A 20,441-nucleotide genomic window follows, 5' to 3' on the forward strand; every position below is an offset into this window, starting at 1 on the left:
GCGACCCCGGCCGGCGTCAGTCGTCGAGCACCGACAGGTCCTGCTCCGCCGCCGGCACCGCCACCGTTCCGCGGTCGTCCGGCAGCGCCTGCACCGTGAACATCGGGATGCCGTCCAGCGGCAGTGCCAGCGTCCGCGAGGCGTGCACCGGGCCGCCCGACACCGTCTCCACCGTCAGCGCGTACGAGCCCTTCAGACCGGCCGGCACCGGCAGGTCGGTGATCGCCAGCGTCGTGCCCGCCTTGACCGTGTACGTCTTGACGGCCTGGCTGCCGCCCTCCGTGCCGGCCGACGCGGTGACCTTGACCTGAGCCGCGGTTCCCGGCGCGGTCAGCGAGAGCGTCGAGCCCTTGGCGCGGTTGTCGGCCACGGACGCCCGCTCCCCCACCGCGGCGGTCGCCGGGATGAAGGCGACCTCCTGCTTGTCGCCCTTGCCGCGGACGACCCGCAGCGCGGCCACCACCGGTGTCGCGCTGCTGCTCTGGGAGGGGCTGAGGATCAGCGAACCGGCCTCGCCCTTGGTCACGTCCAGCAGGTCGACGCTCGCCGTCATCCCGGACTTCACGTGCAGCGTCTCGTGCCCGGCCGGTGTGATCCGGCCGTCCGGCGTGGCGAGTTGGACCTTGAGGTCGGCATCGTCGTCGCCGGGCGCGAAGGCCACCAGGCGCACCGACGTCGCGTCCGCGGGAATGCCGGGCAGGACGGCGGTGCCTGACGGGTCGGCCGATGCCGTCAGCCAGTCGCTGCCGACCTTTTCGTCGGCGGCCCGTACGACGGCTCCGACCCTCCCCGTACGAGTGCTGACGTGGACCGTGACGTCCTCGGCGCGGTCGGCGGTCAGGGTGGAGAGCAGCACCGGCACGCTGGCTCCCGCCGGGACCGGAATGCCCTCGGTGAGCGTGGTCTTGAGCGCGCCGTCCTTGCCGTAGAGCTCGATGTCGGCGACGGCCGGGGTGTCGTCCGGGTTGGTGAGGTGGACGTAGTCCTGCCGGCTCTCCGCGATGGACGCGGCCGGGAACCAGAAGTCGGTGTCGGGCGCGGTACAGCTGACGCCGAGAAGGCCGCGTGCTCCGCCGACGGTGACCGTGGTGGTCTGCTGGGCGGTCCAGCCGGGCGCGAGGCGGCCGGTGGCGGTGCCGACGAGCGCGGGGGCGTCGCCGCCGCTCGCCTTGGCGGCGACGGGCTTGCCGGGCTCCTTCAGCGCGAGCACGGGCTTGTCCGCGCCCGGCTTCTTCACCGCACCCTCTTTCGTCTCGTCCTTCTTGGGCTCGGTGTCCACCAACACCGCCGCGGACGGCTTCAGTTCGGCCGCGCCGTCCTTCGCGCCGGCGGTCTTGCCCGCCGGAGTGAAGGAGGTGTACGCGGTCTCGGCGAGCTCGGAGCTGCTCGGCGCGGGGCAGAGCAGGCTGGAGCGTTCGACCGGGAGCCGCGCCGGAGCCGTCGCCTCGCTCGCGCCGGAGCTGTCGGGCGCCATGAGCGCGGCGAATCCGGTGACCGCGGCGAGAGCGGTGGCGGCGGCGAGCAGGGAGATGGTTGTGCGGTTCACTCTGAGTCGCCTCGGGTCGCGTTGCCGGGGTTGGCGTTCGGGTCGGGGGGCTGTTCGGTGTCGCCGTACGCGTAGGGGTCGTACTGCCCCTCCTGGTACTGACCCTGCTGGTACTGACCGTCCTGGTACTGACCCTCCTGGAACTGGCCGTCCTGGAACTGGCCGTCCTGGAACTGCCCCTCCTGGAACTGGCCCTCGTACGCCTGCGTTTGAGCCTGCGCCTGGTACTGATCGGCCTGATACGGCTGCTCGTACTGCTCGTTGCCGTAGTTCTGCTCGGTTCCGTACTGGTACTGGTCGTTGCCGTATCCGGCGTTGGTGTATCCGGTATCCGCGTACGTCTGCGCGTCCCACTCGCCGTACTGCTGTTGCTGCGGCTGCTGCTCCGGCACGGCCGCGTACGGCGCCTGCTGCTGCGCGAAGACGTCCTGGCCGGCGGAGACCTGGGCGTACGGATCGGCGTACCCGGCCGTCTCCTCAGGCTGCTCGGCCTGCTCGCCGGACGGCTCGGCCTCCGCCTCGGCCTGGGCGCGGAGCCTGCGTGCCCGGCGGCCCTCGCCGTCGACGGGCTGCGCCGGTACGGCGATGGCCTCCTCCGGCAGGTCGTCGTCGATCTGCACCCGCCGGCCTGGCAGTGCGAGCACCAGCAGGACGAGCGCGAGGAAGCCCTGCGCCCAGATCCAGGCGGTGTGACCGGTCGAGTTCTCGTACGTGAGGTCCAACCGGCCGCCCTCGGCCGGGAGTTGGAAGCCCTGTGCCCAGCCGTCCACCGTCGTCTTCGTCAGTGCGCGGCCGTCCAGAGTGGCCTGCCAGCCCTCGTCCGCGCGGTCGGCGATGCGCAGCACACGTCCATCCGCGCCCGCCGGGATCTTGGCGTGCGCCTCGACGGCGTCCGAGGCGACGGGCAGCGGATCGCCCTTGCCGCCGACGATGGTGGCGCGGGCGACCTGCCGGTCGACGCTCCAGAGCGCACTGCCGTCGAGCTGGCTGAGGCGGTTGAGTCCGGGGGTGGCGTCGAGGACGCGGCTGGTCTGGCGCGGCGCCTCGTCGCGTACCAGCACATAGCGGATCGCGAAGCCGCTGAGCTGGCTGGTCTGGTCGGCGCCGGAGCCCGCGACGAGATTGGCGACGATCTTGTCGAGACGGGCGTCGCTGCCGCCCGCCTCGGCCAGTTCGGCGTCGCCGAGGCGGCCGCCGGAGCCGCGTACGAGCGTGTACGAGACCTTGGCGGCCGAGCTGCCGCCGAGTACGAGCGTGCGCGGCTGGTCGCGGGTGTCGCTCTCTTCGGCGACGAACGCGGGCACCTGGACCGGGTCGCGGCGCGAGAGCGGGCCCGCGGCGCCGTCGAGCATCCAGCCGGCGGCGGCGAAAAGCGGTGCGAGTCCGGCGGCGAGCGCGATGATCGCCGCGACGGGCTGACGCCAGCCGAAGCTCTGGGCGGCGACGCGGCTGCGGCCGCCTTCCGCGCCGAGCACTGCGGCGGTGAGAAGCGCGACTCCGTAGACGAGCGTGGCGGGTCCGGCCCAGCCGGAGCCGTTGGCGATGGCCGCGAAGATCAGCGCGGTGAGCGCGACGGCCCAGGCGGTGCGGATGGCGAACTGCCGCTCCTCGCGCAGCAGAGCGGCCAGCGCGGCGAGCACGATGCCGATGAGGAGGAGTCCGCCGGCCGCCTTGGGGCCGCCGGGGCTCATGCCGAGGAGGTCGAGCGCGGAAGCGGCTCCGGAGCCGAAGTCCAGTCCGGCTTCGCGGAAGAAGCCGCTCGGGCCGGCCAGCAATGACAGCGACCAGGGCGCGAGGACGAGCAGCGGCGTGCCAATCGCGGCGAGGAAGCGCAGCCCGTGCGCGGTGATGTCGTCGCGGCGCAGCACGAGGACGGCTATGCCGATGACGAGCGCGAGCAGCCACACGATGGGCGTGAACGCCATCGCGAAGGTGAGCAGCAGCGTGTAGGCCCAGGTGGCCCGCCAGCTGCCGCGACCGGTCCCGCCGAGGCCGTGGGCCGCGACGCCCGCGCGGGCGATCAGCGGCAGCACGACGGCGAGCACGGCGGTGCCGAGCCGTCCGGTGGCGAGCGCGCCGGTGGCCGCGGGCAGGAAGGCGTACGCGATGCTCGCCCAGGCCCGCAGCAGCCGGGATTCGACGAGCGGGCGGGAGGCGAAGTACGCGCTGAGTCCGGCGAGCGGGACCGAGCAGACGAGCAGCACGGTGAGCGCGAAGCCGGTGGAGCCGAGGAAGACCGTGGACAGAACGGCCAGGATGGCCAGATAGGGCGGCGCGGTCTGGGTGCCGCCGGTGCCGAGCGGGTGCCAGCTCATCGCGTAGCGCGACCAGAGGTCGGAGACGTCGGCGGGTGCGGGCAGCAGTGCGCCGCCGGCCAGTGATCCGCCGCCGAAGAGTCCGCGGCAGGCGATGACGGAGATCAGCAGGAGGAGCGCGAAGAGTACGGGTCCGGGCTTGCGCGCGATCTTCTTCAGCCGGGCGAACTGCTCGATCTCCAGAAAGTCGGCGTCGTCGCCACCGGGTCCGGACTCGACGGCGCCGTGCCGGGAGCCGCCGGAGTCGGCTTCCTTTCCGGCGCCGAGGTGGCCCGCGACCTGTTCGACGGTGGCGCGTACGGTCGCGCCGGGCGGCGGGAAGAGCGGACGCAGTTCGCCCGCTTCGACGCCGCCGCCCTGTCTGGCCCGTCGGCGGCGGCCGGCGATGATCCGCTCCGGGCGCAGCAGGGTGCCGAAGAGCCCCATGACCTCGTCGACTGCCTGGCCGGGCACCTTGCCGACGAGATAGGCGAGGGTGCGCAGCAGGGTGCCGAACACGATGCGCAGCAGTACATAAGGCAGTGCGCGGCCGCGAGCGTTGGTGAGCAGCGTGTAGGCGGCGCCCGCCTTGTCGACGCGGTGCGGACTGGCGACCGACCGGCCCGCGCAGTCGACGGTGCGGCGTTCGCGGGCCGCGGCCTCGGCGTGCCGCAGGACGGCGTCGGGTGCGACGAGCACCCGGTGTCCTGCGGCGTGTGCGCGCCAGCACAGATCGACGTCGTCGCGCATCAGCGGCAGCCGGCGGTCGAAGCCGCCGAGCTGCTCGTAGACATCGCGGCGGATGAGCATGCCGGCGGAGGAGACGGACAGCACCGAGCGGATCTGGTCGTGCTGTCCCTGGTCCTGTTCGCGCCGGTCGAGTCCGGTCCAGCGGCGTCCGCTGTTGGCGATGGAGACGCCGGCTTCGAGGAGTTGCTTGCGGTCGTACCAGCCGCGGAGCTTGGGGCCGATGATCGCGGCGTACTCGTCCGAGTCGGCGACGCGCAGCAGTTCGGCGAGCGCGGTGGGCTCGGGCGCGCAGTCGTCGTGCAGCAGCCACAGCCACTGCACGGGCTCCCCGTAGGGCAGTTCGGGCATGTCGTACGCGTCGTCGCGCCAGGTCCTGGTGACCGGGTCCCAGCCGCTGGGCCGCTTCAGATACGGCAGGTCGTCCGGCGTGAGCACGCCGGCGGTACGGGCCGCTTCCTCGACGGCCGTTCCGAAGCCGGTACGGCGGGCGAGGTGGAGGACGCGTTCGGCGCCGAGTGCTTCGGTGATCAGCCGCGCGGAGTCGTCGGCGCTGCCGGTGTCGGCGGCGATGACGTTCTGTACGGGCCGTTCCTGGCCGATGAGTCCGGCGAGGGCGTCGGGCAGCCAGCGTGCGCCGTCGTGGGAGACGAGCACGGCGGTGACGACATGCCGCGCGAACTCGGGCGGCTGTGCAGGGGCGAACGCGGTGGCGGACATTGAGGTAACGGGCCCTCCGGCCGGGGGGGGGTCGCCCCGAAGGGGCGTGGGAGCGTCTCGGACGGGGCCCCACACTAACGGTAGGAAAAAGCGCCGGGGCGCGAAGCCTTGAGGCAGCGGCTGCGGCCGGACGCAGAACGGTCCGCCGGCTGCGGTGATGCCGCAGGCGGCGGACCGTTGTTCACGCTGTGTGGTCCTGCTGGGGATATGCGGTCGGTGTTCAGACGGCGGCCTTCTTCAGCCGGCGGCGTTCACGTTCGGACAGGCCGCCCCAGATGCCGAATCGCTCGTCGTTGGCGAGGGCGTACTCGAGGCATTCGGAACGGACTTCACAGGCAAGGCAGACTTTCTTCGCCTCTCGGGTGGATCCGCCCTTTTCGGGGAAGAAGGACTCGGGATCGGTCTGGGCGCACAACGCGCGCTCCTGCCAGCCGAGTTCCTCATCCGCGTCCTCGACCAACAGTTCTTCGAACAGCTCGGTCATGTGCGCCCCTCGTCTGTCTTTTACGTCCCCGTGATGTATGCCGTGATCGATTTCGGCCGAACGACACGAGTGAAATTACAAGTGCGTGGATCCGGGCCAGTCAAGCCGGGATCTGCTATTGGGCCTCGTATTCACTCTGCGGAACCAAGGCTATGCGGAAAGTGTTCAAATCACCAAAAACCTGACACATGCCAGTGGCCTGCCCCACACCCTCCCTCCCCGGACCCGTGCAGGCCTTGTCAGAAGGGAAGACGTCGCGGGGTTCGATCTTGTTGCGATCCAGCCAAACAAGCGATCCGGATCACAGTCCGATCACAGGACCGGCGCGACGTTTGCGAGCGCGGTTGGTGCGCCATGTCTCCGCGGCCACGACTGCACAAACCTTTCTCCGGACTCCGTAACCGGATGAGGTGAAACATTGCCGCCAAATCGGTCATCAAGTTGACAGTGGAGAGGCCGAACCGTCACCTTTGATGACATGCCAGCGACCTCAGCGCTCCTTGCGACCCACGTCCGTGGGTTCCGCAGCGCTGTCCAGGCGCGCTGTTGCTGTTCCAGCTGTTGATGCCGTAGTGCTCCAGCTCTTTCACCGCATGACCTGCGACACCCTCCCCCAGCACTGCACAGTCTCTGCCGAGGAATCACCGCACCCATGAACAGCGACAGCGACCTCCAGATCGCCGGCGACATCCTCGCCGTACAGCACCTTCTCCAGCCCGCCCGCGAGCACCCGGCCACCGTCGCCGACTTCGTCGGTCTGGCCCGCTCCATCGCCGCCGACCGCGCGCAGTGGGCCCATCTCGTCCAATACGACGCCGCCTCCCGCTGGTACCACCGGCTGCGCACCGGCCCCGGCTACGAGGTGTGGCTGCTGTCCTGGGTGCCCGGCCAGGGCAGCGGGCTGCACGACCACGGCGGCTCCTCGGGCGTGCTGACCGTCCTCGACGGTGAGCTCACCGAGCGCACCGAGCAGACGTCCCGATCCATCGGCGCGGGAGCGCAGCGGGTGTTCGCGCCCGGTTATGTGCACGAAGTCGTCAATGACTCGCTCGAACCGGCCGTCTCTCTGCACGTCTACTACCCGGGTCTGACCGAGATGCCGATGCACGCCAAGTGCTCGGCCCCGGCCGTCCGCGAGGTCCCCGTCGCCTGACAAACTGGGCCGCATGCGCATTGTGGTTCTGGCCGGCGGCATCGGCGGCGCCCGTTTTCTCCGCGGCCTCAAGAAGGCCGCGCCCGAAGCGGACGTCACGGTGATCGGCAACACCGGTGACGACATCCATCTGTTCGGGCTCAAGGTCTGCCCCGACCTCGACACCGTGATGTACACCCTCGGCGGTGGCATCAACGAGGAGCAGGGCTGGGGGCGCGAGGAAGAGACGTTCCAGGTCAAGGCCGAGCTCGCGGCGTACGGAGTGGGGCCGGAGTGGTTCGGCCTCGGCGACCGTGACTTCGCGACGCACATCGTCCGTACGCAGATGCTCGCCGCCGGCTATCCGCTCAGCGATGTCACCGAGGCCCTCTGTGCCCGCTGGAAGCCCGGCGTACGACTGCTGCCGATGTCCGACGACCGCGTCGAGACCCATGTCGCCGTCGAGGTCGACGGCGAGCGGAAGGTCATCCACTTCCAGGAGTACTGGGTGAAGCTGCGGGCGTCCGTGCCCGCGGAGGCCGTCGTGCCGGTCGGCGCGGACCAGGCGAAGCCGGCGCCTGGCGTGCTGGAGGCGATCGCCTCCGCCGACGTGATCCTCTTTCCGCCGTCGAACCCGGTGGTCAGCGTCGGCACGATCCTCGCGGTGCCCGGCATCCGGGAGGCCATCGCCGAGGCGGGCGTGCCGGTGGTGGGCCTGTCGCCGATCGTCGGCGACGCGCCCGTGCGCGGGATGGCCGACAAGGTGCTGGCCGCGGTCGGCGTCGAGGCGACCGCGGCGGCCGTCGCGCGGCACTACGGCTCCGGGCTGCTGGACGGCTGGCTCGTCGACACCGTCGACGCGGGAACTGTCGCCGAGGTGGAGAGCGCGGGAATCCGCTGCCGGGCCGTGCCGCTGCTGATGACGGACGTGGACGCGACCGCGGAGATGGCGCGGCAGGCGCTGGCGCTGGCCACGGAGGTACGGGCGTGACCGGGCCCTCGTACCGGGTGTGGGCGCTGCCCGGGCTCGGCGAGGTCCGGCCCGGCGACGACCTCGCCAAGCTGATCGCCGCCACGGAGCCGGGGCTGGTGGACGGCGACGTCCTGCTCGTCACGTCCAAGATCGTGAGCAAGGCGGAGGGCCGGATCGTCGCCGCGGCGGACCGCGAGGAGGCCATCGACGCGGAGACGGTACGGGTCGTGGCGCGCCGCGGCACGCTGCGTATCGTCGAGAACCGGCAGGGCCTGGTGATGGCCGCCGCCGGTGTCGACGCCTCCAACACGCCTGCCGGGACAGTCCTGTTGCTGCCCGCCGACCCGGACGCCTCGGCGCGGGCGATCCGCGAAGGGCTGCGGGAGACGCTCGGCGTGGACATCGGCGTCGTGGTCACCGACACCTTCGGCCGGCCCTGGCGCAACGGGCTGACGGATGTCGCGATCGGCGCGGCCGGCGTGCAGGTCCTGGACGATCTGCGCGGCGGCACCGACGCGCACGGCAATCCGCTGAGCGCGACCGTCGTCGCCACCGCGGACGAACTGGCCGCCGCCGGAGACCTGGTGAAGGGCAAGGCCGACGGCCTGCCGGTCGCCGTGGTGCGCGGTCTCGGGCATCTGATGGGCGGCGAGGCCGACGCTCGCGCGCTGGTGCGCGTCGCGGCCGACGACATGTTCCGGCTCGGCACGTCGGAGGCGGTACGGGAGGCGGTCACCCAGCGCCGCACGGTGCGGGAGTTCACGGACGAGCCGGTGGACCCGGGCGCGGTACGGCGAGCGGTGGCCGCGGCGGTGACGGCGCCCGCGCCGCACCACACGACGCCATGGCGGTTCGTCCTGCTCGAATCGCCCGCCGCGCGTACCGAGTTGCTCGACGCGATGCGGGACGCCTGGATCGCGGACCTGCGGCGGGACGGCAAGTCCGAGGAGTCGGTCGCCAAGCGCGTGCGACGCGGCGATGTGCTGCGGCGCGCGCCGTATCTCGTGGTGCCGTGCCTGGTCATGGACGGCTCGCACCACTACGGCGATCCGCGCCGGGACACCGCCGAACGCGAGATGTTCGTGGTCGCGACGGGCGCGGGCGTGCAGAACTTCCTGGTGGCACTGGCCGGTGAGCGGCTCGGCTCGGCGTGGGTGTCGTCGACGATGTTCTGCCGCGATGTCGTACGGGACGTACTGCGGCTGCCGGCCGAGTGGGACCCGATGGGCGCGGTGGCGATCGGTCACGCGGCCGAGGCGCCTCGGCCGCGGCCGGCGCGTGAGGCTTCGGCCTTCATCGAGGTCAGGTAGCCGGCAAGGCTCAGAGCTGCGCGATGTCCGCGCGGGGCATCTTCGGCTTGCGGCGGGGCGGGGTGCGGCCGCTGAGGAGGATGAGGCGGGCGGCGCGGTGGCGCTGGCCCGCGTAGGGCTCCAGAAGCTCCAGCATCGCCGCGTCGTCGGCGTTGCGGTCGCCGGCGAGCGCGAAGCCGACGATGCCCGGCAGGTGGAGGTCGCCGACGGTGACGGCGTCGGGTGCGCCATTGCTGCGCTGGACGGTCTCGGCGGAGGTCCACGGGCCGATGCCGGGGATCAACTCCAGCCGTTCCTGGGCCTGTTGGGGCTCCATCGCCGCCGCCTCCTCCATCCGGCGGGCCACCCGGACCACGCGCAGGATCGTGGAGGCGCGCTTGTTGTCGACGCCGGCCCGGTGCCATTCCCAGGACGGGATCAGCGACCAGGTGCGCGGGTCGGGCATCACACACAGCCGCGTTTCCGGGCCGGGCGCGGGCTCGCCGTACTTGCGCACCAGTAGCCGCCAGGCGCGGTAGGCCTCGTCTGTTGTGACCTTCTGCTCCAGGACCGACGGGATCAGCGACTCCAGGACCAGTCCCGTCCGGGTCAGGCGCAGGCCCGGGCGGCGGTGCTGCGCGAGCGCGACGAGGCGGTGGCGGGGTGCGAAGGCGTCGGGTTCGTCGGCGTCGCCGAGCAGTGCGGGCAGCCGGTCGAGCAGCCACTCGGCGCCCGGGCCCCATGCCTCGGCCTCCGCGGCGCCGCCGCGCAGACAGACGCGGACGGTGCCGGGTCCGGCGGGCGTACGGCAGGCGCGCCAGACGGATCCGTCCGGGGTGGTGCGGAAGGTGGGATCGGCCGGGCCTCGGCGCAGCGGCCCGAGAACCAGGCCGAGGTCGAGAGGGCCGGGAGGTGTGTAGCGGCGGGTCCGGGCCGCGGTGGCCTGCCGGGGGACGGCGTTGGGCACGGGCGTGTGACCACCGCGCACGGTGGTGCGGGTGGGTCGGTCGGGTGCGAAGCGTCCTGCCACGTGACGAGACTACGGGGCGGCGTCGCCTGCGGCGGGCTTTGCCTACTGGTCCGAGGAGAAGCGCACACAGCCGGCCGGGAGCACCGCGTCGCACCAGACCCGCGCGCCGTCGCGGAGTTCGTTGTCCGGGCCGACCGTCGCGCCGTCGCCGATCACCGCGCCCGCCAGGACCGTTCGCGCGCCGACGCGCGCGCCCGTGCCGATCAGCGAGGCGGAGACCACCGCGCCCTCCTCGACCGTCGCGCCCGCCAGGATCACGCTGCCGTCGATCCGCGCGCCGGAGTGGACCGTCGCGCCCTGGCCGACGACCGTGCCGCCGGTGAGCTTCGCGTCCGGGGCCACCGACGCGCCCTGGAGGACCAGCCGGTCGCCGCAGCGGCCGGGGACCGCCGGGGACGGGGCGCGGCCGAGGACCAGGTCGGCCGAGCCGCGGACGAATGCCTGCGGAGTGCCGAGGTCCAGCCAGTACGTCGAGTCGACCATGCCCTGCAGATGCGCGCCCGACGACAGCAGGTCGGGGAAGGTCTCGCGTTCGACGGAGACCGGGCGGCCCGCCGGGATCGCGTCGATGACCGAGCGGCGGAACACATACGCGCCCGCGTTGATCTGGTCGGTGACGATCTCCTCCGGCGTCTGCGGCTTCTCCAGGAAGGCCGTGACCCGGCCGTCCGGATCCGTCGGCACCAGGCCGAACGCCCGCGGGTCCTCGACCCGCGTCAGATGGAGCGAGACGTCCGCGCCCGACGACCGGTGGACATCGACCAGAGCGCCGATGTCCAGGCCGGTCAGGATGTCGCCGTTGAAGATCAGCACCGGCTCGTCCGGGCCCGATCGCAGCCGGGACGCGACATTTCGGATCGCGCCGCCGGTGCCGAGCGGCTCGTCCTCGGTGACGTACTCAAGGTGCAGACCGAGCGAGGACCCGTCGCCGAAGTACGGCTCGAAGACCTCCGCCAGGTAGGACGTCGCCAGCACGATGTGCTCGACGCCCGCGGCCTGAGCCCGCGCCAACTGGTGGGTGAGGAACGGGACGCCCGCCGCCGGAACCATGGGCTTCGGCGTGTTGACGGTGAGCGGACGCAGCCGGGTGCCCTTGCCGCCGACCAGCAGGATCGCTTCTGTCACCTTGTCGTCCCTGCTTCCTGTCCGGGCCGGAGTGGTCACTCGTTCGAGACCGGCCAGTGTATGCAGTGGGTGCGGTGCCCTCTCGGTCAGCCGCGTCCCTGGTACGAGGCCGAAGCGGTCCGGGCGGTGCCGAGCTTCGAGTAGAGCTTGCTTCCGGGGCAGTCGGTGAATACCCCGTCCCTGTGCCCGGAGATGACGTTGAAGCTGATCTTCTTGCCCTTCGCGTACTTTCCGCTGCCGCCGGACGTGAGCGTCGCCTTGCCCTTCGGGTTGGCGCCGAAGAGCCCGAGCTTCCATGCCGTCAGCTTGGCGACCGCGGTCACCGCCGCCGGCGGCGGAGTGGACGAACTGTACGTGCCGAGCACGGCGATGCCCATGCTGTTGGTGTTGAAACCCAGGGTGTGGGCGCCTTGCACCGCCTTGGCCACGCCTCCCGCGCGGCCTTCGTAGATGTTTCCGCACTTGTCGACGGCGAAGTTGTAGCCGAAGTCGCGCCAGCCGCTGCTCACCACGTGGTAGCGGTAGATACCACGGAGGACTGAGGGCGCCTGCGCACACGTATAGCTGTTGCCGGTGGCGCTGTGGTGCACGAAGGCGACATTCACCGACGAGGTGTAGACGAAGCCGCTCTCGCGCAGAGACTCGTCCGCGCCCCATCCCTTGCGCGTGATGATGGCCGGCCGGGGGCCGATGTACGGCGCTGCCGCGGCCGCGGCCGGGATCGCCAGGGCATCCGACTGCCCGTCGGCGTTCTCCTCCTCGGTGGTCCGGTCGTCGTCCTCGACCGGGTCCACGGCCACCGTCTCCGCCCGGGACAGAGCCGGGACCACGGTGCCGTCCGCCGGCAGCAGCGCGCCGCCCGAGCGGTCCACGGCGGGGGGTTCCGCGCCGGGGTCGACCAGTTCGAGACGCATGCCTGCCGGCAGTGGAAGCGGTTCACCCGCTTCGGACCGGACGCGTATCTCGACGCCGTCCGACGCCCCCACCCACAGCGGCGCGGTGGAGCCACGCGCCTTCGCCGACTTGCCTTCAGCGGTGCCCGGATCGGGCCCGTGGTCCTCGTTGTGCGTCTGCACGTCCTGCCAGGAGGACCAGGTGCGGGAGCCGATGGGGCGGGTCCGGACCTGGACGGTGCCGTGCAGTTCGGTACTCGCGTTGTCCCAGACCACGCCGACCAGAGAGAACGGCTTGACGTCCGGGTCGAGCAGTCCTTGTTCTTTCGCCGGTCCGAGCGAGCGGTCCTTCGGACCGATCGGTTGAAGGGGCAGCGACTGGGTCGAGCCGGGCAGGTCCGGTGTCGGTGGCGCCTCGGGTGGCGCGGCAGCCGCGCCGGCGGCCAGTGAGAGCGGGAGCAGGAGCGCGGCTGAGCACGCCACGCTTATCGAAGAAGCCAGGAATCCACGCATGAAGACGATGCTGAGCCGGGGCCGCCGACTCCGCCGCCCGGGAACGCGCCGGGAAACTGACGGCCCATCGGTCCGACCGGTGGACCCCGTCACCGGTACGGCGGTCCCGGCGACGCCCGCCGCGTACGCTTGCGCGGATGAACACCAGCGACCGCACCCCCGCCGACCTGCTGCGATCCGCGCTCGCCGCGGATCCCGCGCGCCCCTTGGTCACTTTTTACGACGACGCCACCGGTGAACGCGTCGAATTGTCCGTGGCCACCTTCGCCAATTGGGTGGCGAAGACGGCGAATCTGCTCCAGAACGATCTTGCCGCCGGGCCCGGTGACCGGCTCGCGCTGCTGCTGCCCGCGCACTGGCAGAGCGCGGTGTGGCTGCTCGCCTGTTCGTCCGTCGGCGTGACCGTTGAGGTCGGCGGAGACGCGGCGGACGCGGATCTCGTCGTCAGCGGCCCGGACACGCTGGAGGAGGCGCGCGCCTGTTCCGGCGAGCGCGTGGCGCTGGCGCTGCGGCCGCTGGGCGGTCGGTTCCCGCAGCCGCCGGCGGGCTTCGCCGACTACGCGGTCGAGGTGCCGAGCCAGGGCGACCGTTTCGCACCGTATGCGCCGGTTGACCCGGCTGCGCCCGCGCTCTCGGTCGAGGGCGAGGAGCTGACCGGTCTCCAGCTGGTTCAGCGCGGCCGTACGGACGCGGCGGAACTCGGCCTGGTGGGCGGGTCGCGACTGCTGACCGGGCACGGCTTCGACAGCTGGGAGGGACTGTCGGCCGGTCTGTACGCGCCGCTGGCGGCGGGCGCGTCAGTGGTGCTGTGCCGGAACCTCGGCGAGCTGTCCCCGGAGGGGCTCCAGAAGCGGATCGAGAGCGAGCGCGTCACCAATACCGCGGTGTGAGCGGCCCGCTCGGGCCGAGCAGGCCGAGTGGTACGACAAGCCTCTGAGGGCCACTCGTGTGGCGCACACCGTTGGCCGAGCCCCCCGGCTCAGGTCGGGCCTCCGGTGGATGATCGGCGATGACATGTGCTTCAACGCACAACCAAGCGCCAGGCTCAGCCGTCTAGTCCTGCGATCGGCGGCCCAGCGCGCCGCCGACGCCGTGAAGGATGGACTCAGACGTGACGGACAGCGCGCGGGGAGCCGGCTCACCGGCCGAACCGGACGGCCCGGACGGCCAGACCGGGGACGAGCCGGTGCCTCCGGAGAGCGCTCCCGAACCGCCCGAGCCGACCGCGCCCGAGCCCGCACCCGCCGCTGACCATGAGCCCGCCGCCGAGCCCGCATCCGTCGCGGAGCCGGAGGCCAAGAACGAGCCCGGGCTCAAGACCGAGCCGGAGCCCGCAACGGCGGCGACGGCCGACGGCGGCAGACCCACAGGCTGGGCCGCGCGTCCCGAGCTCCCCAACCGCAAGCGCCACTGGCTGCGTTGGGCCGCTCTCGGCACCGCCTTCGTCGTGCTGGCCGCGGCCGGTGTCGGGTGGTGGTTCTACCGGAAGCTCGACGGCAACATCACCACCGACACCACCGCCGCCTCCGAGCTCGAGACATACGAGAAGGAGCGGCCGACGCCCATCGCGCTCGATGCGCAGAACATCCTGCTCCTCGGCTCCGACACCCGCTCCGGCGAGGGCAACGACCAGTACGGCCGGGACGGTGGCAGCCAGCGGTCCGACACCACGATCCTGCTGCACATCGCCGCGGACCGGCAGAGCGCGACCGCGATGTCCGTGCCGCGCGATCTGATGGTGTCCATCCCGAGCTGCCGCAAGCCCGACGGCACCCGCACGCGGGAGCAGTTCGCACAGTTCAACTGGGCCTTCCAGTTCGGCGGCGCGGCCTGCACCATCCGTACCGTCGAGCGGTTCACCGGCGTCCGGATCGATCACCACATGGTCGTGGACTTCAGCGGCTTCAAGGACATGGTCGACGCGGTGCGCGGCGTCGAGGTCTGCCTCAAGGAGCCGATCGACGACGCCGACGCGCATCTCAAGCTGCCGGCCGGCAAGCAGACCCTCAACGGCGAGCAGGCCCTCGGCTACGTACGCGCCCGCAAGTCCATCGGAAACGGCAGCGACACCGAACGTATGGACCGCCAGCAGCAGTTCCTCGGCGCGCTGGTCAAGAAGGTGCAGAGCAATGGCGTACTGCTCAATCCGACACGGCTCTATCCGGTGCTGGACGCGGCGACCAAGTCGCTGACAACCGACCCGGGACTCGACTCGCTGAGGGACCTGTACGACCTGACGCGGTCGGTCCGCAGCATCCCGACGGAGAAAGTGCAGTTCCTCACAGTGCCGCGGCAGCCCTATTCCGCCGATCCGAACCGTGACGAGCTCGTCGAACCGGATGCCACGGAGCTCTTCAAGCGGCTCAGAGAAGACATCCCCATCAAGGTCGTCCCGGCGAAGGAGAAGACCAAGAACCAGGAGGCTGAGGGGAACCCGGACGGCACCGGTTCCGCGAGCCCGACTCCTTCGCCGACTTTCTCCGGCACGAATGCGGCCGAAGGCATGTGCGAGTAAAGCGATGACCAAGCTGAAGTACACAGCCCATACGGATTGGGCAGATTGCCCGGTTGTAAGGGCCGAGGAATTTGTCACGGACGTCGCCTCACGTTGAACTGGGCGGATAGTGTGACGCGATCCGGTGTTCAGACTTCGGGTCTCGCACTAGTGGATCGAAAGACCGAGCGCCCTTCGGGGGAGGCGCTTCGCGTGGCACCGACGGAGGATTCAGGCAACCGTGGATGCGCAAAGCCGTGGACGGGCGGACGAGATCGACCCCGCCGACCAGTGGGTACTCAACCCGCAGACCGGCAATTACGAATTGCGACTGAACCAATCCGCAGCGCAGTCGTCGCCGTCGGGATCCGCGGTTCCGAGAACGCCGTCTCCGAGAAATCCACAGCGGCGCAGGACCGAGGCTCCGGGCCGCGAAGTACCTCCGCAGCGTTCGCGCCGCGGGGGCGACGCCTCCGGCGGCAGTCCGGTCAATGCGGGCCGCCGCAAGCGCAAACAGCCCAAGTCGGGCAAGAAGAAGGCGCTGATGTGGACGGGCGGTGTGCTGGCGTTCGTATTGGTCGCCGCCTCCGCGGCCACGTACCTCTACTACCGGCACCTCGAGGGGAATCTGAACACCGTCGACGTCACGGGCGCGGGCACTGGTGGCTTCAAGAAGGACCAGGCCGTCAACATCCTGGTCATCGGCACCGACAAGCGCTCCGGCGAGGGCAACGAGTCCTACGGCGACAAGAACAGCGTCGGGCACGCCGACACCACGATCCTCTTCCATGTCTCCAAGGACCGGACGAACGCGACCGCGCTGTCCATCCCGCGCGACCTGATCACCGACATCCCGAGCTGCGAGACGAAGCAGCCGGACGGCTCGACGAAGGACATCAGGGGTACGAACAAGACCCGGTTCAACGAGAGCCTCGGCCAGTCGGGCCGCGACCCGGGCTGCACCATGCGGACGGTCAAGGAGCTCACCGGAGTCACCGTCGACCACTTCATGATGGCCGACTTCAACGCGGTGAAGACGATGACGACCGCGGTCGGCGGCGTCGAGGTCTGTCTCGCCAAGGACATCAACGACAAGGACTCCAAGCTCAATCTCCCGGCGGGCAAGCACACCATCAAGGGCGAGGAGGCGCTGGCCTTCGTCCGTACGCGCCACTCGGTGGGCTTCGGCGGCGACTTGAGCCGTATCGAGATCCAGCAGCAGTTCCTCAGCTCGCTGATCCGCAAGATGAAGTCGAGCGAGACGCTGTCCAGCCCGTCCAAGATGCTGGACCTGGCGGAGGCGGCCACCAAGGCGCTCACCGTCGATTCCGGCATAGGAAAGATCTCCAGGCTGCGTGATCTCGGCATGGAGCTGTCCAAGGTGAATCCGAAGAACATCACCTTCGCCACCGTGCCGGTCGTCGACAACACCGACGGCGCCACGGTGCTGCTGAACGAGAGCAAGGCCAAGCCGCTGTTCTCGATGATCCAGAGCGACACCTCGCTCACCGAGGTGGAGAAGAAGGCGCAGGACGCCAAGAACAAGCAGCAGGGTCTGCTGTCCGGGCCGCGGGCGGCCGCATCCGATGTACGGGTGGCGGTCTTCAACGGCGGCGACACTCCGGGGGCGGCGCTTGCGACGCTGACCTGGCTGCAGAACGAGGAAGGCGTACTGAAGTCGAGCAACGAGGGCAACGCGCCGCAGAAGCTCGCCAAGACGACGCTGGTGTACGCGCCGAACCAGGCGGATCAGGCCCGCAAGCTCGCGGACCTGATGGGCCTGCCGGCCACCGCGCTGAAGCCGGGCACCGCGGACGCCGCGGCACGTGAGGCGATGACGCTGACTCTCGGCGCCGATTACAAGGGCGCGGGAGTGCCCATCACCGGTCCGGCGAAGGCGCCGGAGGGTGTGCAGAAGGTCGAAGCGGACAAACAGGTGTGTGCCAAGTGACGCGGGAGCTCCGGGTCACACGGCAAGCCTGAACGACGGGCGACAGGGGGACCCGGGGTGGGGCAGAACAGCGTGCGGGGGAAAGGGACGCGGGAGAGCGTCCCGAACCCCCGCGAACTGGGGTGGGACGACGGACTGTACGGCGAGGGTGGCGGGGAGGCCGCCCAGGGCCGTACGGCTGTGGCGGTCGACGACGGCGAACAGCCGGCGACGTCGGCCAAGGATGGGGGCCGCCGGGCCGACCGGCGGCACAACGGCACGCGGCGGCGCGGAAAACGCGGCAAGCGCCGGATACTGCGCTGGGTCGCCTCCATACTGTCGCTGCTGATACTCGCCACGGCCGGGGCCGGTTACCTCTACTACGAGCACCTCAACAGCAAGCTCAAGAAGGACGATCTGACGCTCGGCGACAAGATGGCCGACCACAAGGCCAACGCCGCCGGGCAGACTCCGCTGAACATCCTGCTGATCGGCTCGGACGCGCGGGACTCCAAGGAGAACCAGGACCTGGGCGGCGCGAAGTCGACCTTCGGAGGAACGCCGCTCGCGGACGTACAGATGCTGGTGCACGTCTCCGCGGACCGCAGCAACATCTCGGTGATCAGCATGCCGCGCGACACGGTGCTCAAGATCCCCGAGTGCAAGGACCCGGACACCGGCGACACGTTCCCCGCGACCGGCTGGAAGCTCACCAATGAGTCGCTCGGCCGCGGCGGGCCCGGCTGCACGGTGGCGACCTGGTACGAACTCACCGGCATCACCATCGACCACTTCATGATGATCGACTTCGCCGGTGTGGTGTCCATGGCCGACGCCATCGGCGGCGTCCCGGTCTGTGTCGAGCAGAACATCCACTCGCGCAACCGGCAGGGCCAGGGCTCCGGCCTCAAGATGAAGGCCGGCACCCACCCGGTCAAGGGCGAGCAGGCGTTGCAGTGGCTGCGTACGCGCTACGGCTTCGACGACGGCACCGACCTCGCCCGGACGCGCGCACAGCACATGTACATGAACTCGATGGTCCGCGAGCTCCGCAAGAACACCAAGCTCACCGACCCCAACAAGCTGCGCAAGCTGGCCGAGGCGGCCATCGGCGCGCTCACCGTCGACAAGGGCATCGACTCGGTCAAGCAGCTCTTCGACCTGGGCGAGGAGCTCAAGAGCGTCCCGACCGGCCGGATCACGATGACCACCATGCCGAACTTCTACACACAGCGTCAGGGCTTCGCCGGCAAGGTCGAGCCCAAGCCGGGCGACGCCGAGCAGCTGTTCCGGATGGTCCGCGAGGACATTCCGCTGGACGGCAAGGCGTCGGCGAAGAAGAAGCCGGCCACCGCTCCGGTCGTGTCCAAGGACCCGGCGGCCGCGCCCGGCGAGATCGCTGTGCTGGTGCAGAACGGCACCGACGGCGACGGCCAGTTCGCCGAGCGGGGACGGGCGAATGCGGTCAAGGAGATCCTCACCGGGAAGGGCTTCGCCCAGGCCAAGGCGGACGCCACCAAGAACCCGCAGGAGAAGACGGTGATCCGCTTCTCCAACGCGGAGCTGGAGGGCGACGCGCAGGCCGTCGCCAAGTCCCTCGGGATTCCGCTGACTTCGGTGAAGAAGTCGACGGATGTCACCGGCATCAGCCTGATCGTGGGCGCGGACTGGCGTGAGGGCGACGCCTATCCGAAGTCGGCGGGGCAGCAGGACAACAAGACGCCGGTGTCGGCGAAGCCCCTTCGCGGCGACAACGAGGAGGCGTGCATGCCGGTGCAGGCCGGCTTCACCTTCTAGGGAGTGTCCGCAAAGTATCGCCGTCCGCCCGGAGGGCGGGGCATGCGGCGTCCGGTGCGTGCGATCGCAAGGCGCCGGTGCGCCCTCGTAGCGGAGCTACTTGGGCGTATCGGCAACGCAGCGAGCGTGCGTGCAGGGCGTCGCATGCCAGGCGAGACTTTGCGGACACGACCTAGCGCGTACGTGAAAGGGCCCCGGGTGCGCGTGCACCCGGGGCCCTTCGCGTATCAGGCGGTCAGGCCGGCAGGCCGGCGGTCAGGCCGACGCGGTCTTCACTGCGGGACGGCGGCTCGCGATGACCTTCTTCGCCAGCGCGCGCGGGCTGGTGAGGAAGCCGTATCCCCACGACATGTGCATGGTGGCGAGCGCGACCGGGATCTGCAGCCGGGCCTTCAGCGGAAGGCCCTTGCCGGCCGGGACGGATCCGGCGGCGATCGCGGCCAGATAGCCGGCCGGGACGACCAGGCCCCACGGCGTGAGCGCCACACCGGCCACGAGGCCCGCGGCGATGGCGCAGACCGCGGTCGGCGGCGCGAGGTAGCGCAGGTTGATGGAGCCCTGGTGGTAGCGGGCGACGACATGGCGCCAGCGGCCGTAGTCCTTGTACTGCTTGGCGAGCGCCTTGACCGAAGGCCGCGGGCGGTACTGCACCTTCAGCTCCGGCGAGAACCAGATCAGGCCGCCGGCCTCGCGGATGCGGAAGTTCAGCTCCCAGTCCTGGGCCCGGACGAACTCCTCGTTGTAGCCGCCCTGTTGCTCCAGCGCCGCGCGCCGGAAGACACCCAGATACACGGTTTCCGCGGAGCCTGCCGTGCCGCCCGTGTGGAAGGCCGCGTTGCCGACGCCGATCTTGGAGGTCATCGCCGCGGCGACGGCGTGCTCCCAGTCGTTCTCGCCCTCGGCGTGCATGATGCCGCCGACGTTCTGCGCGCCGGTCTCCTCCAGGAGGCGGACGGCGGTGGCGATGTAGTTCGCCGACAGCATCCCGTGGCCGTCGACCCGTACCACGATCGGATGGCTGGACGCCTTGATCGCGGCGTTCAGCGCGGCCGGCGTGCGGCCGGTCGGGTTCGGCACGGTGTGGACGCGCTTGCGCGGATCGGATGCGGTCTCGGCGACCAGCTCGGCGGCGATCTCGTCGGTGCGGTCCGTGGACGGGCCGAGCGCGATCACCACCTCCATCTCGCCGCCGTACTCCTGCTCGAGGATGTGACGGACCGAGTTGCGCAGATGCCGTTCCTCATTGAGGACCGGCATGATCACGGAGACGGGCGGCTGGGCGGCGGGAGTGGCGTTCATCGGTCGCCACGTTACCGCGAACGGGGGACACCGACGCGCGGCGGCCGGTCGGTGCGGGTGGCCGCAGATCGTATCGGCCTACGGTGTGCACGACCCCCTGTCGCCCGCGGAGGTACCTCCTCGTGCCCATGCCGCCCCGCTCACCCCGTCGCCGGCCGCACCCCAGGCCACGGAC

Annotated in this window: 14 protein-coding genes; 7 read left to right on the plus strand and 7 right to left on the minus strand. The window is 70.7% G+C overall.

Features of this window, described 5'->3' with window-relative positions; genetic code table 11:
* Positions 1-16: 16 nt before the first annotated feature.
* From ACH4YL_RS20285 to ACH4YL_RS20295, 3 genes are all read right to left on the minus strand, one after another.
* A complete protein-coding gene (locus ACH4YL_RS20285) occupies positions 17-1,546 on the minus strand; it encodes a DUF5719 family protein (protein ID WP_398508766.1) in 1,530 nt (509 codons plus the stop codon).
* Positions 1,543-5,307 carry a glycosyltransferase gene (locus ACH4YL_RS20290; protein ID WP_398508767.1) on the minus strand — a complete coding sequence of 1,255 codons (3,765 nt, stop codon included), beginning with the start codon at positions 5,305-5,307 and terminating at the stop codon, positions 1,543-1,545. Before ACH4YL_RS20290 ends, ACH4YL_RS20285 begins: the two co-directional genes overlap by 4 nt.
* 220 nt (positions 5,308-5,527) lie before the next feature.
* Positions 5,528-5,791 carry a WhiB family transcriptional regulator gene (locus ACH4YL_RS20295; RefSeq protein WP_105871487.1) on the minus strand — a complete coding sequence of 88 codons (264 nt, stop codon included), beginning with the start codon at positions 5,789-5,791 and terminating at the stop codon, positions 5,528-5,530.
* Positions 5,792-6,443: 652 nt separating this feature from the next.
* Between ACH4YL_RS20295 and ACH4YL_RS20300 the strand changes: the two genes are divergently transcribed.
* Genes ACH4YL_RS20300 through ACH4YL_RS20310 form a run of 3 tightly spaced genes read left to right on the plus strand, consistent with a single transcriptional unit; the run spans position 6,444 to position 9,206 of the window.
* Positions 6,444-6,944, plus strand: a complete 501-nt coding sequence (locus tag ACH4YL_RS20300) for a cysteine dioxygenase (RefSeq protein WP_398508768.1) — start codon at positions 6,444-6,446, stop codon at positions 6,942-6,944.
* Positions 6,945-6,957: 13 nt separating this feature from the next.
* Positions 6,958-7,914, plus strand: a complete 957-nt coding sequence (gene cofD / locus ACH4YL_RS20305; protein WP_398508769.1) for a 2-phospho-L-lactate transferase — start codon at positions 6,958-6,960, stop codon at positions 7,912-7,914.
* Positions 7,911-9,206: a coenzyme F420-0:L-glutamate ligase gene (locus tag ACH4YL_RS20310; RefSeq protein WP_398508770.1), complete on the plus strand. Its 1,296-nt coding sequence runs from the start codon at positions 7,911-7,913 to the stop codon at positions 9,204-9,206. The genes cofD and ACH4YL_RS20310 overlap by 4 nt, the downstream gene beginning before the upstream one ends.
* 10 nt (positions 9,207-9,216) lie before the next feature.
* On the opposite strand, the gene ACH4YL_RS20315 is transcribed toward ACH4YL_RS20310, so the two are convergent.
* From ACH4YL_RS20315 to ACH4YL_RS20325, 3 genes are all read right to left on the minus strand, one after another.
* Entirely contained in the window at positions 9,217-10,215 is a 999-nt protein-coding gene (locus tag ACH4YL_RS20315; RefSeq protein WP_398508771.1) for a DNA-3-methyladenine glycosylase family protein, read from the minus strand.
* Positions 10,216-10,257: 42 nt separating this feature from the next.
* A complete protein-coding gene (locus ACH4YL_RS20320; protein ID WP_398508772.1) occupies positions 10,258-11,340 on the minus strand; it encodes a sugar phosphate nucleotidyltransferase in 1,083 nt (360 codons plus the stop codon).
* Between the two features lie 86 nt (positions 11,341-11,426).
* Positions 11,427-12,746 carry a peptidoglycan recognition protein gene (locus ACH4YL_RS20325; protein ID WP_398508773.1) on the minus strand — a complete coding sequence of 440 codons (1,320 nt, stop codon included), beginning with the start codon at positions 12,744-12,746 and terminating at the stop codon, positions 11,427-11,429.
* 137 nt (positions 12,747-12,883) lie between these two features.
* Between ACH4YL_RS20325 and ACH4YL_RS20330 the strand changes: the two genes are divergently transcribed.
* The 4 genes from ACH4YL_RS20330 (at position 12,884) to ACH4YL_RS20345 (ending at position 18,967) form a co-directional block, all read left to right on the plus strand.
* Positions 12,884-13,636 carry a TIGR03089 family protein gene (locus tag ACH4YL_RS20330; RefSeq protein WP_398508774.1) on the plus strand — a complete coding sequence of 251 codons (753 nt, stop codon included), beginning with the start codon at positions 12,884-12,886 and terminating at the stop codon, positions 13,634-13,636.
* Between the two features lie 209 nt (positions 13,637-13,845).
* Complete coding sequence (locus ACH4YL_RS20335) at positions 13,846-15,261, plus strand: LCP family protein (RefSeq protein ID WP_398508775.1); 1,416 nt, start codon at positions 13,846-13,848, stop codon at positions 15,259-15,261.
* Between the two features lie 220 nt (positions 15,262-15,481).
* Positions 15,482-17,191 carry an LCP family protein gene (locus ACH4YL_RS20340; RefSeq protein WP_398508776.1) on the plus strand — a complete coding sequence of 570 codons (1,710 nt, stop codon included), beginning with the start codon at positions 15,482-15,484 and terminating at the stop codon, positions 17,189-17,191.
* Positions 17,192-17,248: 57 nt separating this feature from the next.
* A complete protein-coding gene (locus ACH4YL_RS20345) occupies positions 17,249-18,967 on the plus strand; it encodes an LCP family protein (RefSeq protein WP_398508777.1) in 1,719 nt (572 codons plus the stop codon).
* 255 nt (positions 18,968-19,222) lie between these two features.
* Here the strand turns inward: ACH4YL_RS20345 and ACH4YL_RS20350 are convergent, their stop codons facing one another.
* Entirely contained in the window at positions 19,223-20,266 is a 1,044-nt protein-coding gene (locus tag ACH4YL_RS20350; RefSeq protein WP_398508778.1) for a glycosyltransferase family 2 protein, read from the minus strand.
* Positions 20,267-20,441: the final 175 nt, after the last annotated feature.

The organism is Streptomyces sp. NPDC020681, assembly GCF_044334895.1.
GTDB lineage: Bacteria > Actinomycetota > Actinomycetes > Streptomycetales > Streptomycetaceae > Streptomyces.